This window comes from Streptomyces sp. NPDC060035, assembly GCF_042736635.1.
Taxonomy (GTDB): domain Bacteria; phylum Actinomycetota; class Actinomycetes; order Streptomycetales; family Streptomycetaceae; genus Streptomyces.
The window spans coordinates 81,588-95,810 of the sequence record NZ_JBHWVO010000019.1; the positions used below are offsets into that span (position 1 = coordinate 81,588).

Consider the following 14,223-nt stretch of genomic DNA (forward strand, 5'->3'; position numbering starts at 1 on the left):
ATGCCCTGTCTCCTCGCTGCGCCGCTCCGGTCCGCCCGACCGCTACCCGGCAGGCGGGGTTCAGGCAATCACCGGATGAGCGCGGCGGCAGCCCTGGCGGGTTGTTGTTGACCCATTGGACGGAGCGGCTTCCCCCGGTCGGCTCAGCCGGGCGCCGGGCGCTTGGCGCGCAGGACATGCCCGCGTTCATGAGGACCGCCATGCCCTGAGGCCCCATCGGAGCACATGGGTGTCGCCCTGCTCCAGTACGTCGGGGCCGAGGCCGCTGCGAAAGGCATCCGGCGGGCAGGACATCGGCTCTACCGCGACGCCCCGACGGCGTTCGGTCTCCGGCAGCGTGTCGCCCGTGTAGATCTGTACGTACCGAGCGCCTTCGCCGAGCCGGACATCCACTCCGTGAGCCCCTGAAGGGTGGGCCAGCCGTACGACGGCCTCGTCGCCGTCGACACGGTCGAGGCTGAAGGCGGTGTCCAACCGCTGGGAACCGAGGGGGCGAGCCGTACGGAAATCGAAGGCCGAACCTTCGACAGGCTCCTGGCCGACCGGCAGGCCCCGGTCGTCGGTGAGAAAGCGGTCCCGTGCGGGAACGGTCAGCAGAACCGTGTCGACCGGGCCGGTGCCGACCGTCAGATACGGATGCTGCCCCACGCCATAGGGAGCGGGCCCGTCCCCCACGTTGGTAGCGGAGACGACGACGTCGAGGCCGGCGGGCCCCAGCCGGTACTCGGCTGTCACGTCCAGCAGGAAGGGATAGCCCGGCTGCGGACGGAGTACGGTGCTCAACCGCAGCGATTCCTCGCTGCGGGCCTGCAACTGCCATGGGACCCAGCGGACGAGGCCGTGGATCGCGTTGCCCTTTTCGGGCTCGGTGAGCGGGAGTTGCAGGTCCGCGCCTTCGAAGTGGTAGCGGCCGCCGCCGATGCGGTTGGGCCAGGGGACGAGCAGTTGCCCCCTGCCACCGGTAATGGGGGCGTCGGAGGCGAAGCCGTCCAGCAGGGTCCGGCCGTCCACCTCGTAGTGGCGCAGGGCGGCGCCCAGTTGGACCACGACGGCTTTCTGCCCCTCCCATGTCAAGGTCCACTGTTCACCTGTCGGGCTGACGGGAGTCCCAGCGGACGAGGCCATGGGTTCCGCGGCGCGCCCGCGGGGCGCCCCGGCGTGTTCGGGGGCGCGGTTCAGCAGCGAGGCCAGCGCGGCGACGATCGCCTCCGGCGGCTGATCGATCTCCACCACCAGCGGACGCTCGTCCGGGTCCGGTTCCTCGAAGGCGGCGATCTGGCTCTCCAGCAGGCTCGCCGGGAAGAAGTGGCCTCGCCTGCCGGACAATCGGGAGCGAATCAGCTCGGGTGCGCCATGCAGGTACACCAGGCGCACTTCAGGCCTCCCGGAGAGAAGCCGGTCGCGGTAGGCGCGCTTGAGGGCGGAACAGGTGACGACCGCAGACCGGTGCGCGGCGATCTCGTGGTCCAGCCATGCCGAGATGGCTTCCAGCCAGGGCTCGCGATCGGTGTCCGTGAGAGCGTGGCCGGCTGCCATCCCGTCGCGGGCGGTCGCAGAGTGGAACTCGTCCGCGTCCCGGTACGACCAGCCGAGCCGCTCGGCGAGAAGCCGGCCCACCGTGGTCTTGCCGGAGCCGGACAGACCGACGATCAGGACCAGGGGCGCCGACGGTCCGCAGGTCTCGTCGTGGGCGGCGGCCGTCGAGGTCCCGGACGTCAGATCCTCCGGGGGCGGGGAACCGCGGCGAACACCAGCCAGCCGCTGCCGTGACCCCCGCTCGTCGCACGGGGTGCCGTCTGTTCTCTCGTCATGGAGGTTCCTCCGTGTCACGGACGCCCCCAGCGGGGGACCGGTGCCTCCAATCTCGGCCACCCGGCCCGGACGCGCATCTCGGGTGGAAGGGGGCGGGATCCCCAGGGGAAGGCCTCACCCGTTCAAGTCCTCAGCAGGCGTGTGACCAACGTTCCGCTATCCCTGGGGCAACTCCTGCTCGGTCCAGATCGTCTTGCCCCGGTTGGTGAAGCGGACGCCCCACCGATGTGCAAGCTCGGCGCAGATGAACAGCCCGCGGCCGCCCTCGTCCGTGGCCTGTGCGTGGCGCAGGTGCGGTGCGACGAGGCTCGAATCGCTGACTTCGCACGTCATCAGGGTCGGGCCGCTGATGAGGCGCAGCTCGAGTGGAGGCTTGCCGTAGCGGATGGCGTTGGTGGCGAGTTCACTCACGATGAGTTCCGTACTGAAGGTGAGTTCGCCGAGGCTCCAGCCGGCCAGCTGCCGACGGGCCCAGGCACGTGCGGTGGCCACAGCAGCGGGCTCCGCCGGCAGGTCCCACTGCGCCACCCGGCCGGCCTCAACGGCGTGGGCACGGATGAGGAGCAGGATGGCGTCGGTGTCGTGCCCCTCGGGAGCGGCTTTTCGGACTGCCTCCTCGCACAGCGCGTCCAGTGAGCGGCCGGTGTCCGCGAGGACCTTCCGGATTTCCTCCCGGCGAGTACCGGCGGGGGGGTCCTCCGGAGGCAGGAACACGTCGGTATGGAGCCCGATGACGCTTCCCTCCTCCAGGTCGAGGCAGGTGGAGGCGAACACCGCGCCGTCCGTGCCCGTGCCGAGAGGCGGAGCCTGGGGAAGATCAGGGATGACCGTGGCCTCGCCCGGGTGGACGAGCAGCGGGGGCGGGTGGCCGGCGAGAGCGATCGTGCAGCTGAGAGTCAGTGGGTCGTAGATGCCGTATACACATCCCGCGGTCAGCTCCTCCTTGTGCGAGGTGTGTCCGAGGTCGAGGGCGGAGCGCTCGGCGGCGAGGCGCGCGACCGTGTCGTTCAGCCGGGCCAGCAACTCGTCGCATTCGAGATCCAGCGAGGACAGGGTATGGATTGCGGTCCGTATCTGCCCCATGGCTGTGGTCGCCTGGATCCCTTGCCCCGAGACGCGGCCGACCGTGAAGGCCACACGCGCACCGGAGAGCGGAATGACGTCGAACCAACCGCCGCCCGCCGCTCCCGGCCGGTGGAAGTGGGCCGTTTCCAGGGCAACCCGACCCGGAAGGCTCTGCGGGAGGAGACGGTGCTGCAGCGTGAGGGCGATGGTGTGTTCACGTGTGTAGCGCCGGGCGTTGTCGATGTGCAGTGCGATGCGTACCGCCAGGTCCAGAGCGAGGTCGAGGTCCTTCTGCTCGAATTTTGCACGCCCGGTGGACCGGTGGAGACTCAGCGTCCCGAGCACCCCACCCCTCAGGGTCAGCGGAGCGATGATGGCGGAGTGGACTTGGGATGGACGGGCGGCCGGGGCCGGATCCGGGCCGTGGACGATGAGGTGAGGCTGCAGGTCGGTGAGCGACTGCGACCAGGCTGATGGAAAGCGGAACGGCCCGAGGTCCGGGTCCTCCGACGGAGGAAGGCGCTCTGCGGAGGCGAGTGCCATGCGCCGTAGAGGCACGTCGGGCGCCACCGGCGCGGACGGTGGCTCGCCCCCGCGGATGACCGGATCCAGAAGGTGCACCTCTGCGTCGTCCGCGAAGGCGGGCACCAGGACGCGAACCAGTTCCGCACAGGTGGCGTCCATCTTCAGGGTGTGGCCCACGTCTTCTCGAACGGCGTCGAGGATCCGGGTACGCGACAGGGCATGCTCACGTTCGGTGACGTCGACCGCCGAACTCGCGACACCGAGTATCTGTCCGTCGGAGCCCTGGAGCGGAAACACCGAAACCTCGTACAGATGCTCACGGTCCGGGTCGCTGGGCGGGTTGCCTCCCACGATCCTGTCGATCGCGGGCTCACCGGTGGCGAGTACGCCTCGCACCATGGCCGCCGTCGCCTCGGGGCTCGTGAGTCGGAACGCCTCGTCCAGCCGACGCCCGACCAGACGGTCGGCCGGTATCCCGCTGATACCGCCTGCTGCCGTGTTCACCCGGAGGATCCGCAAGTCGGGGTCCATGACCTGCATCCCTATGGGAGACAGGGTGAACAGCGCCCTCAACAGAGCCTTGCCGAGCGGGTCTTCGCCCTCGAGGGACACCGCCCGGTACACACCCCAGGCGCTGGAGCCGTCCTGGCGGACCACCGGCCGCACCAGTAGCCCCTCCGCGCCGCCGGTCCTGGACCACGGATTGTCGGCGGCCGACCTCGCCGTAGCGGGGAGCAGCTCCCAGGCCGGACGGCCCACCGCCTCGGATGCCGCACGGCCGAGCAACTCTTCGGCCTCTTCGGTGCACTCAAGCACGGTTCCCGACACGTCCACGACCAACAGCGCGTCGTCGGATGCCATTCGACGGATCGCCTCCGGTTCTCCCCCCGACGGTCCCACCTGGCCACATGTCTGTGCCTGCGTGCTCGCTTCCCTCCAGGTTGCGGTCTCCACTGGGGATCCGCACGTCGGCCGGCACCCGAGGCCGTACGTACTGCACCCGTGAATGCCGCCGTCTCGACCACCGCTGCGACCGCCATCCCCGCACCTACCTGGCCCTCCTCGGCCTCGCCTGAGCCCTTCGCTGCTACAAGCGACAGTGAGGATGGGTGATGGCACCGTCCGACGGCCTGACGCTCCAAACGACAGTGGGTCCGCCTTCGGCCGCAGAGGCTCCACCAGGTCGGCGTGCGGGCCTGCCAGGAAAGGAACCTGCACGCAGTCCTTGCTGCACAACCACGCAAAAGGGGCCTCAGTCCCGGCGGCCGCGCTCCTGTTCCAGCAGCTCCTCAAGATCGGGGAGCCGGTCCAGCCCCCGCACCGCCTGAGTCATCCGTGCGTTGCGTTCGAATCGTTCGCGGTGGCGGTGCAGAAGATTCCAGTACCCGGCGGTGAAGGGGCAGGCGTCCTCACCCACCCGCACGGACGGCTTGTACCGGCAGGGGCCGCAGAGGTCGCTCATGCGGTCGATGTACGCGCCTGCGGACGTGTAGGGCTTGGTGGTCATGCGGCCCCCGTCCGCGTACTGCGACATGCCCACCACATTCGGGACCATGACCCAGTCGTAGCCGTCGACGAAGCTGCGGTGGAACCAGTCGGTGACGGCCCGGGGCTCCCAACCCTGTTGCAGGGCAAAACTGCCCAGAATCATCAGGCGTGGAATGTGGTGTGTCCAGCCTGTCGATCTGACCTGCTCCAGGACGTGGGCGAGGCAGTTCGCACCGGTCGCTTCCGAGGACAGCTCCGAGAACCAGTCGGGCAGTGGCTCGTGGTGACGCAAAGCGTTGCTCGCGCGGTATTGCGTGCCGAAGTACCAGTAGACGTGCCAGACGAACTCGCGCCATCCAGCGATCTGCCTGACGAATCCCTCGGCGCTGTTGAGTGGCACATCGCCGGATCGCCATCGTGCCTCCGCGCGTTCGACGCATTCCGCGGGGTCCAGCAGGCCGAGGTTGAGCGACGAGGAGAGCAGGCTGTGGCTCATCGTCGCGTCCCCGGCGAGAACCGCGTCCTCGTACGCGCCGAACGTGGCGAGCCGGTGCTCGACGAAGCGGCGGAGCGCGGCGAGTGCCTCGCGGCGGGTGGCGGGGAACCTGCGTGGTGCGTCCTCGCCGACGAACTCGACATCACCGTCGCGCAACCAGCGGTCGAGGTCTGACCGCACCTCGGCGTCGATGTCGCTCTCCCGGGGCCGATAGGGCGCCGGAACGCCCAGGTCGGTGGCACCGCGTGGCGGGGGCTGCCGGTTGTCGTGGTCCAGGTTCCACCGGCCGCCGACGGGACGGTCGCCTTCCATCAGCAGGTCGTGCGTCCGGCGGACCCATCGGTAGAAGTCCTCCTGGCGGAGGTGTTTCGTGCCGCGGTTGTCCGCCCAATTCCTGAACTCGTCGTGCGTCACGAGAAAACCGCGCGCCGGCAGAACGCGTACGGAGGGCAGCGCGCGCACGAAGGCGCGGGCCGCGTAGGACGTGGGGTGGTGCACGGTCATCGGGGCATCCCCCACTGTCTCGCGCAGACCCTGACGGTAGGTGTCCGCCTTGACGTACCGCACGCGGTCACCGAGCTCGGCTGCTCGATGGCGCATCGCCGAAAGGACCAGGTGGGCCTTGGCACGATGAAACCGTCGTCGCCGGAAGACGCTCCTGGACTCGATCATCAGCAGCGGCGCATCCCGGTGCGGGCCGCCCCGCACCGGATCGACGAAATGCGGACCGAGCTGATCGCCGAACAGCCAGTGGGGGGTGCCGGACTCTTCCTCAGTCATGCCGCGCCCTCCGTGGACGATCTGTTGCCTGATCGGCGCACCGCGCCGAGCGATGCTTTCGTTCACAGATCAAAGCGCACGCCAGCATGGGCCCTGCCCCGCACACGCCGGGCGCCTCGCTACTCGCGGAGCCGCCCGCACCGCCTCGTGCTCGCTGACGGAATCGATCGGTCCAGCGGTCCACGCAGCCCGGCACCGGTCATGGCATCGGGCCCGTCAAAAGTCAGCGCGAACCCGCAGGGCCTGCCTTCGGGTCAGCCCGGATGCCTGCGCGGGCGGGACCGCAGGCAATCGCCGGGACCGCAGGAGACGACCGGCGCCGGAAGGCGCCGGCGCTCGCCGGCCCACGGCTCTCTCGCTGCACAGTTGGTCCGGGCGGAGCTTTGGCGCGATGCGAAGACCTACGGTGTTGTCCGGCCTGCGTCCGGCTGGTCGGTACCGAGTTCAATGGCACCGTCTTCCCAGCGTTGGCGCCGCTCGGTGATGGACTGTTCCCACCAAGGGGTGCCACGTTCGCCGAGCGCCACCTTTGCCGTGTGCACCCGGCTACGGGCCAGTCCCTCGGCGGCCTTGTCCTCGTTCCGGCGCGAGGCGGCTACCGCACGCCGGGCTGCCATGAGGTGACGGCGCAGGTCGGCGGCTACATTCTCGGGAATCTCCGGGTCTGTCGCCCGCCATCGCCGACCGTTCACCACGATGTACCGGCCGTCGGGAGTCCGCTCCGGCTGCGCAGGAGAATCCATCTGGCTCATGCTGCCTCACACACATCGCAGATACCGCCCGGCAACGCGGCAGCCCTCGCAGACAAGCATGGCCCCCGCGACCGAAGTCCACCCCCGAAGTTGTCCTTCGGGACGCGTCGAACCCCCTGCGTCGCCAGGGACGGAGCTGTGAATGATGCCCAATCGTCCCGGCCAAGCGTGCGGAGCGACCGGTCGATCTTGTCGCCTCCGTGGGCAGTTCGGGCGTTCCGACAACGCGGCGAGGTGCCATAACTGTCGTCGTGCGCCCGCCGGCAGGACAGCCTTTCGGGGCGAGGATTGCCTGTTGGCAGCTCTTGCTCCGGGCTCTGTTCCGGTCGTCGAAAGCTTTGGACGTCGGACAGAAGCGGGCGGCGATCCGGGCAGAGAGCGGGCGGGCACGCCGCGTCGGGGAAGCCCTTCCCGGCGGGGGTGGGTGCTGGGGCGGTTGCGGGGTAGTCGAGCCGAGAGCGGCAAACACAGCTCACCGAGGAGGTTTCGTCATGGCGGGCTCGCTTCGAGGTCCGGCACCAGCCCGCCAAGGGCTATCACTTCGTGCGGAAAGCCACCGACGGACAGGTGATCGCCGCCGTCTACCACTACGAGACCCGCTGCTCCTGCCACTCGGCATCGACTCCGTCGAACGCCACGCCGACGCTCCCGTCCAGGACACCACGGACGGCACGGGGCAGAGCGGCTGACCGACCCGTCGAATGCCATGGGGCAGCCGGTGTTTCGGACAGATCGAGGAAGGCAAGGTGACCTGGCCATGAGCACGGCAGAGCGGCAGACCCACGCCACCGACGACTCGGTGAGCGTGCTGGTTCCGCGCGCCTCGCAGCAAATTTCGGAGCTGGTCCGCGAGGAGATACAGCTGGCCCGGGCGGAAATGACCCAGAAGGGCCAGCACTTCGGGAAGGGCGGCGGCCTCTTCGGCGCCGCGGGCCTTCTCGGCATCCTGGCGGCCCAGGCTCTGATCGCGACCTGCATCGCGGCTCTCGCGCTGGTACTGCCGGTGTGGGCGTCGGCCCTCATCGTCACGGCGGTGCTGACGGCAGTGGCAGCCGCGGCCGCCCTGGCCGGGAAGAAGCAGATCGCCGCGGTCGGCTCCCCCGCCCCCGAGCAGACAATCGACAGCGTCAAGGCCGATCTGGCCGCGATCAAGGAAAGGACACACTGATGAATGAAGAATCCCGGACCAACATAGGCACCCCCGCCCCCGACGCCTCCAACCCCGAGAAGCTGCGCGCGCAGGTCGAGCACACCCGCGACGAACTCGGGCAGACCGTCGAAGCGCTGGCGGCCAAGGCCGACGTCAAGGCGCAGGCGAAGCAGAAGACTGCCGCCGCGAAGGAACAAGCCTCGGAAAAGGCGGCCCTGGTTGCCGACCAGATCCGTGAGAAGGCGGAGCAGGCCACGCAACTCGTCAAGGACAAGACGCCCGATCCCGTCCTGGAGAAGGCGACGCAGGCTGCTGCACAGGTACGGGAGACCGCGACTCGGGCAGGACAGTACGCGGCGGACAAGGCTCCCGACCCGCTGCTCGAAAACGCCGGCCGGGCCGCGTCGTTCGCACGCGCCAACCGCAAGCCGCTGCTCGCGGGCGGTGCGCTGTTCGCAGCCTTCCTGCTGGTGCGCCGCGGCCGGGGGCGCCGATGATGACGTTCAAGATCGCCTACAAGCCGGTCGGGCTGGCCCTCGGCGCGGCGAGCGGCATGATCGCGGGTGCCGCATTCAGACAGGCGTGGAAGATCATCGAGGGTAAGGACGACGCCCCCGATGCCACGGACGAAGACCGTTCCTGGCAGCAGATCCTGCTCGCCGCCGCCCTCCAGGGCGCCATCTTCGCCGTGGTCAAGGCCACGGTCGATCGCTCGGGCGCCGTGGCCACGCGACGCCTGACGGGCAGCTGGCCGGGCTGACCCGCGGGCGGCTGGACCCCCACCTCCGTTCCGCTCCTCGCCGGGCAGCACATCGTTGGTCCCTGGTGGCTCCGAGCCCCGGGACGGGACCTCCGGGGCGCTCGAGCCGGGCGCGCCTGACCGTCGAGGGCATCGGCACGCTCACCAACACCGTGGTCCCCGGTACCGAGCCCCCCTGCCGGCTTGGCCCGCGCCTCAACCGGGAGCGGTCGTGACCGACTTGCACGCCATGAGATTGCTCGGCAAGGTCGTCGTCGTCACCGGTGCCGCGCGTGGCCAAGGCGCCGCCGAGCCGGCCGCCCTGCCCGCGAGGGCGGCCATGTCATCGCAACAGAGTGTGCAAGCTGACGGACGCCATCGGACTGCGTCCGCTCCGAGCCTGTTTCTGTCCATGTTCAGCGGCGACCTTAAGCGCGATACGTCTCGAGCAACCGCAGCCAGATCTCGCTGATCGTCGGGTAGGCGGGGACCGCGTGCCACAGCCGGTCGATGGGGACCTCACCGGCGACGGCGATCGTCGCGGAGTGCAGGAGTTCGCCGATGCCCGGTCCGACGAAGGTCACTCCGAGCAGGATCTCGCGATCCAGATCGACGACCATCCGCGCGCGGCCCCTGTACCCCTTGGCGTACAGGCCCGAACCCGCGATCGAGGCCAGGTCGTAGTCGACGGCCCGTACCCGGTGGCCGGCCGCTTCCGCATCCGCGAGGGTGAGGCCGACCGAGGAGGCCTCCGGGTCGGTGAAGACGACCTGGGGGACGGCGGCATGGTCGGCGGTGGCCGCGTGCGCACCCCATGGGTCCGTTTCCAGCAGCGGTGTCTTCTGTGCGCGGGCCGCGATCGCGGCCCCCGCGATACGGGCCTGGTACTTGCCCTGGTGCGTCAGCAGCGCGCGGTGGTTGACGTCTCCGACCGCGTACAGCCAGTCGCTGCCCTCGACCAGGCAGCTGTCGTCCACGGGGAGCCAGGAGCCGGGCTTCAGCCCCACCGTGTCGAGACCTACGTCGTCGGTGCGCGGGGCCCGGCCGGTGGCGAAGAGGATCTCGTCGGTCTCCAGGCGCTCCCCGTTGTCCAGTTCTACGGTCACGGGGCCGTCCTTGCCCGCCCTCCGCGCGGCGGTGGCCGACACTCCGGTGAGAATGCGTGCGCCTGCTTCGGTCAGGGCCTCGGCAACCAGTTCACCGGCGAACGGCTCCATCTTGGGGAGCAGCCGCCGGCCGCGGATCAGCATGGTCACCCGGGAGCCGAGCCCCTGCCAGACGGTGGCCATCTCGACGCCGACCACTCCGCCCCCGACGACGACGAGGCGGCCGGGCACCTCCTTGGCGCTGGTCGCCTCGCGGCTGGTCCAGGCGCGGACGTCCGCGATGCCGGGCAACGCGGGAACCACGGCCCTGCTGCCGGTGCAGACGGCGACGGCGTGCCGTGCGGTGAGCTGCTTCTGCGAACCGTCGGGGGCGGTCACGGAGACCGTCCGGGTTCCGGTCAGCCGGCCCTTGCCCCGGTAGATGTCCGCACCGATGCCGTCCAGCCACGCGACCTGGCCGTCGTCCTTCCAGTGGGAGGTCTGCTCGTCGCGGTGGGCGAGGACGGCGTCCGCGTCGAGCGGACCCTCGACGGCAGCGCTCAGGCCCGGGACGCGGCGCGCGTCGGCGCGGGCGACGACCGGGCGAAGCAGCGCCTTGCTCGGCATGCAGGCCCAGTACGAACATTCCCCGCCGATGAGTTCGGACTCGACAACGGCCGTACTCAGCCCAGCAGCCCGAGTGCGGTCGGCCACGTTCTCCCCCACGGGACCGGCACCGATCACCACGACGTCGTATTCGGCGTTCTCCCCAGAATCAGTCATGGGGACAGTCTGGTCGTGGGTGTGGGCCGCTGCCACATGGGCAGGCGGAATAGGTCAAGCGACGTCACCGTTGTGCCGGACAGGTCCGAACGGGCAGAGGAAGAGGTAGCAGAGTATGAGCACCGTAGAGCTCACCAAGGAAAACTTCGATCAGGTCGTCACCGACAACGACTTCTTGCTGATCGACTTCTGGGCTTCCTGGTGCGGCCCGTGTCGGCAGTTCGCGCCGGTCTACGACTCGGCGTCCGAGCGCCACCCCGACCTGGTCTTCGCCAAGGTCGACACGGAGGCGCAGCAGGAGCTGGCGGCGGCCTTCGAGATCCGGTCCATTCCCACGCTGATGATCGTCCGGGACAACGTGGCGGTCTTCTCCCAGCCCGGAGCACTGCCCGAGGCAGCACTCGAGGACGTCATCGGGCAGGCGCGGAAGCTGGACATGGACGAGGTACGCAAGTCCGTCGAGGAGCAGACGCAGGCCCAGCCGCAGGAGCAGCAGCAGTAGACCCTCCGGACCTGCGGCAGACGTGGTGAGGGCCCGGCCGGTGCGGCCGGGCCCTCACACGTGGGCGGGATCCGCTGAGAACGGCTGGTGCGCCTGGCCTCACCCGTGTCGGCCGGAGCCGTGGCCAGGGGCCTGCGTCCCTGGCGGGCGCGGGTGAGCCCGTCCTGCCCGGACGGTCACCCTCACTGCCGACGACGCGTACCCGTGCTGCGAGGACCACTGCGGCCGGGCCGTCCTGGAGACCGCGCTGCATGCGCTTCCCCGCCGGAGCGCACGGCTGGTGCGCGCTCCCGCGCGCTCTCGTCGAACCTCTCGACGCGGGATTCTCCCGCACGATGTCGATACCCGCGCTCGCCCGGGCGCGGGTATGGGCGGGCGAGCAGGCTGTGAGCAGGGCGGTGCGGCGGGCCGGCGCTCAGCGGTCGCCGGTCTCCTCCCCCGTGCCTTCGGCGGTCTCCTCCCCGGCCTCGGCCCTCCGCTCCGCGATCCGGACCGTGAGGCCGTAGTCCAGTTCCGCCCCGTCCACCAGCAGGGCCTCCACGGTATGTGTCGCCGGGTCGATGTCCGCCTCCATGCCGTCCCCCGCATAGCGCGGGTATCCCGACGCCCCCGTGTCCCCTGTGGCCGCCACGACCGCCGAGCGGATGGCGATACCGGGCACCGGGGCGCCGGTGGACTCCTTGAATTCCGGGACCAGCAGGATCTCGTAGCTCTGCGGATGGCTCATGCCGACGACGCTAGACATCTGCTGTCGGCTGCGCATGTCGTGGCACCGCCGAGGACCCGGTCAGCTGGACTCGCGTGCCACTGACCTGGCACGCAGCAGATCGTGACGCTCCGGTGCACCGCCCGGGTGCTGCACCAGTCTGTCGATCATCTCCGCCAACGGCTGTGCGGTCGCCAGTTCCATCCTGACGCTGCTGAGGCGGGGCCGCAGGAGCCTGCCGAGCATCAGGTCATCGGCACCGATGACGGCCGTCTCCGCGGGCACCTGGACACCGGCGTCCTGCAACGCCCTCATCAGGAGCATGGCGTATTCGTCGTTGTACGCGAACACGGCATCCAGGCCCAGTGTCCGCCACCGGGCGGCAAGTTCCCCGGCCGACTCCTCCTCGTACCGCAGCGGCAGCGGCTGGACCCGGGCATCGGTCCCGGACTGCTCCACCGCATGGAGCGCACCGGCCAGCCGTGGCTCGGAGAACAGCGCGAGCCCGGGTTCCTGGGGCATGACCACGCCGATCCGGCGGCGGCCGCGGGACAGCAGGTGCAGAGCCGCGCAGCTGCCGACCTCCCGCTGGTCCATGACGAGTGCGTGGGCGCCGGCCACGGGCTGAGGGCCGAGCGTGATCACCGCCTTGGCGCCGGAGCGGGTGAGCACCCCTATGCCGTGCGGGGTGAGGGCGATGGCGCCCGGTGAGACGACCGCGACGGGGCGGAGCTCCGCCCAGGCCCTGGCCGCCTCATCGGCGTCGAGACCGACGCTGCCGTACTGCACGACGGTGTAGTCGAGACGGCGCAGATCCGTCTGGAGGTCCTGGTAGAAGCGCTGGTGGAGTGGTCCGGCCGGCACGTGCGCGGCGGCCAGCAGCACCATCCTGGTGTGTCCGGCGCGCAGGCTACGGGCCGCCGCGTGCGGGACGTAGCCGAGGTCGGAGGCTGCTTCCCTGACCCGTCGGCGGGTGGGTTCGCTGATCCGTACGGTCGAGTTGTTGTTCAGTACGTAGGACACGGTGGCCCGGGAGACTCCGGCGAGGCGCGCCACATCGGCGCTGGTCGGTACGGAGATGTGGGCGGGCTGCTCGGGTAACTGGCTCATGGCGTCGGGCAGTCTTCCAGACCCGTCGGCACCGCCCGCGGCCCGGGGGCACCCAGGCGGCGGGCGGAGCGGGGCACCGGGGGTCATCCGCCGGCGAGTACCGGCCAGACCTGGGGGTCCTCGAAGTTGAGTGCCCACAGCACGGTGTTGGTGACGCCGTGTCTGCGCAGCACCGGCAGATGCGTGGCGACCCCGCGGGCGTCCTGGTACCAGACCTCACGGAGCTCCGTGCCGTCCTCGTAGGTGAAGTACGGCGTACCCGAGACCTCGTCGAGCCGGTAGGGCGCGCCCTGTTCAGCGCGCAGCGCCTCGGCCTCCTTCCAGGTGACATGCTTCGTCGCGGACGCGCTGTCGGTGTCCGCGGGCCAGTCCCAGCCGTAGGCGGGGAGCCCCATCTCCAGCCTGGCCGCGGGGACGAGGGCGGTGGCGCGGGTGAGGATGTCGTCGTACCAGCGCGTATCGGCGAGCGGTCCGGGGTCGCCGCCCGACCAGTGGAGGTTGTAGCCCATGATCCGCAGCCGGTCGGCCACGCGGCCGAGGGCCGCGTAGTCCCAGATGCGCCCGGTGGTCGCGGTCTTGGGGAACACCGTGATCACGCACTGCTTGCCCATGCCCTGGAGCCGGTGGCAGAGATCGGTCGCCAGTGCGGTGAACCCGTCGCGTACGGAGGCGTAGGTGGCGTCGCCCGTGGCGGCGATGGACTCGTAGTCCAGGTCGAGGCCGTCGTAGTCACGGGTGGCGACGGTGCGCATCAGCGCGTCGGCGTGCTCGGTGCGCCGGGCGGGGCTGGTGAGGATCGCTGCGAGGACGCCGGACTTCATCGTCTCCATGACCGTGGGGACGACCTTCGCTCCGGCGCGGTGCAGTCCGTCGATGATCCGTCGCTCGCCCGCGCCCGGGTGTGCGTCGATCCGGCCGGCCGAGACGGCCTCGTACCAGAACGGGCTGACGGTGTGCAGCTGGTCGGCGTGGAGCAAGGCGTCCTGGTATGCGCCTTCCTGGTCCCAGTAGGGCAGCCACGCCGACACCGTACGGGGAGGCGGTGCCGCGGGGCCGCCGGACAGCCCTGAGGCCGTGGACGAGGCCGGGGGCGGGTCCGGGACCGGGGCTGACGCCGTGGCGGAAACCGTGGGCAGCAGCGTTGCTGCGAGGAGCCCGGCGACCGTGACGGCGCGGGACAGGTGTGCGGTGAGAACGGGGGTGATCATGAGGTCGAGCCTGAACCCCATT

General features: G+C 70.2%; 12 protein-coding genes. 4 read left to right on the forward strand and 8 right to left on the reverse strand.

Features of this window, described 5'->3' with window-relative positions:
* Window positions 1-186: 186 nt before the first annotated feature.
* From ACFWBQ_RS26975 to ACFWBQ_RS26990, 4 genes are all read right to left on the reverse strand, one after another.
* Complete coding sequence (locus tag ACFWBQ_RS26975) at window positions 187-1,830, reverse strand: gluconokinase, GntK/IdnK-type (RefSeq protein ID WP_385499589.1); 1,644 nt, start codon at window positions 1,828-1,830, stop codon at window positions 187-189.
* 138 nt (window positions 1,831-1,968) lie between these two features.
* A complete protein-coding gene (locus ACFWBQ_RS26980; RefSeq protein WP_385499595.1) occupies window positions 1,969-4,263 on the reverse strand; it encodes a SpoIIE family protein phosphatase in 2,295 nt (764 codons plus the stop codon).
* Window positions 4,264-4,654: 391 nt separating this feature from the next.
* Window positions 4,655-6,166: a cryptochrome/photolyase family protein gene (locus ACFWBQ_RS26985; RefSeq protein ID WP_385499601.1), complete on the reverse strand. Its 1,512-nt coding sequence runs from the start codon at window positions 6,164-6,166 to the stop codon at window positions 4,655-4,657.
* 401 nt (window positions 6,167-6,567) lie between these two features.
* Window positions 6,568-6,909 (reverse strand): hypothetical protein, encoded by a 342-nt coding sequence (locus ACFWBQ_RS26990; RefSeq protein ID WP_385499605.1) that lies wholly within the window; start codon window positions 6,907-6,909, stop codon window positions 6,568-6,570.
* Window positions 6,910-7,675: 766 nt separating this feature from the next.
* Between ACFWBQ_RS26990 and ACFWBQ_RS26995 the strand changes: the two genes are divergently transcribed.
* From ACFWBQ_RS26995 to ACFWBQ_RS27005, 3 genes are read left to right on the forward strand one after another with little or no spacing between them, the layout of a single operon-like run.
* On the forward strand, window positions 7,676-8,086 hold the full coding sequence (locus tag ACFWBQ_RS26995; protein ID WP_385499613.1) for a phage holin family protein: 411 nt from the start codon (window positions 7,676-7,678) through the stop codon (window positions 8,084-8,086).
* Window positions 8,086-8,565, forward strand: coding sequence for a DUF3618 domain-containing protein (locus ACFWBQ_RS27000; protein WP_385499618.1), 480 nt, complete (start codon window positions 8,086-8,088; stop codon window positions 8,563-8,565). Before ACFWBQ_RS26995 ends, ACFWBQ_RS27000 begins: the two co-directional genes overlap by 1 nt.
* Complete coding sequence (locus ACFWBQ_RS27005) at window positions 8,562-8,828, forward strand: DUF4235 domain-containing protein (protein WP_385499624.1); 267 nt, start codon at window positions 8,562-8,564, stop codon at window positions 8,826-8,828. The genes ACFWBQ_RS27000 and ACFWBQ_RS27005 overlap by 4 nt, the downstream gene beginning before the upstream one ends.
* 407 nt (window positions 8,829-9,235) lie before the next feature.
* Here the strand turns inward: ACFWBQ_RS27005 and ACFWBQ_RS27010 are convergent, their stop codons facing one another.
* Entirely contained in the window at window positions 9,236-10,675 is a 1,440-nt protein-coding gene (locus tag ACFWBQ_RS27010) for a dihydrolipoyl dehydrogenase family protein (RefSeq protein WP_385499628.1), read from the reverse strand.
* A gap of 115 nt (window positions 10,676-10,790) precedes the next feature.
* On the opposite strand from ACFWBQ_RS27010, the gene trxA reads away from it, so the two are divergent.
* The gene (gene trxA, locus ACFWBQ_RS27015) at window positions 10,791-11,177 is read left to right on the forward strand and encodes a thioredoxin (RefSeq protein ID WP_385499634.1); all 387 of its coding nucleotides are present in this window, start codon (window positions 10,791-10,793) and stop codon (window positions 11,175-11,177) included.
* Window positions 11,178-11,592: 415 nt separating this feature from the next.
* On the opposite strand, the gene ACFWBQ_RS27020 is transcribed toward trxA, so the two are convergent.
* The 3 genes from ACFWBQ_RS27020 to ACFWBQ_RS27030 all read right to left on the reverse strand — a co-directional run bounded on the left by ACFWBQ_RS27020 (window position 11,593) and on the right by ACFWBQ_RS27030 (window position 14,201).
* Complete coding sequence (locus ACFWBQ_RS27020) at window positions 11,593-11,904, reverse strand: hypothetical protein (protein ID WP_385499642.1); 312 nt, start codon at window positions 11,902-11,904, stop codon at window positions 11,593-11,595.
* Between the two features lie 60 nt (window positions 11,905-11,964).
* Complete coding sequence (locus ACFWBQ_RS27025; protein ID WP_385499648.1) at window positions 11,965-12,993, reverse strand: LacI family DNA-binding transcriptional regulator; 1,029 nt, start codon at window positions 12,991-12,993, stop codon at window positions 11,965-11,967.
* Between the two features lie 83 nt (window positions 12,994-13,076).
* Window positions 13,077-14,201 (reverse strand): glycosyl hydrolase family 18 protein, encoded by a 1,125-nt coding sequence (locus tag ACFWBQ_RS27030; protein ID WP_385499656.1) that lies wholly within the window; start codon window positions 14,199-14,201, stop codon window positions 13,077-13,079.
* Between the last annotated feature and the right edge of the window lie 22 nt (window positions 14,202-14,223).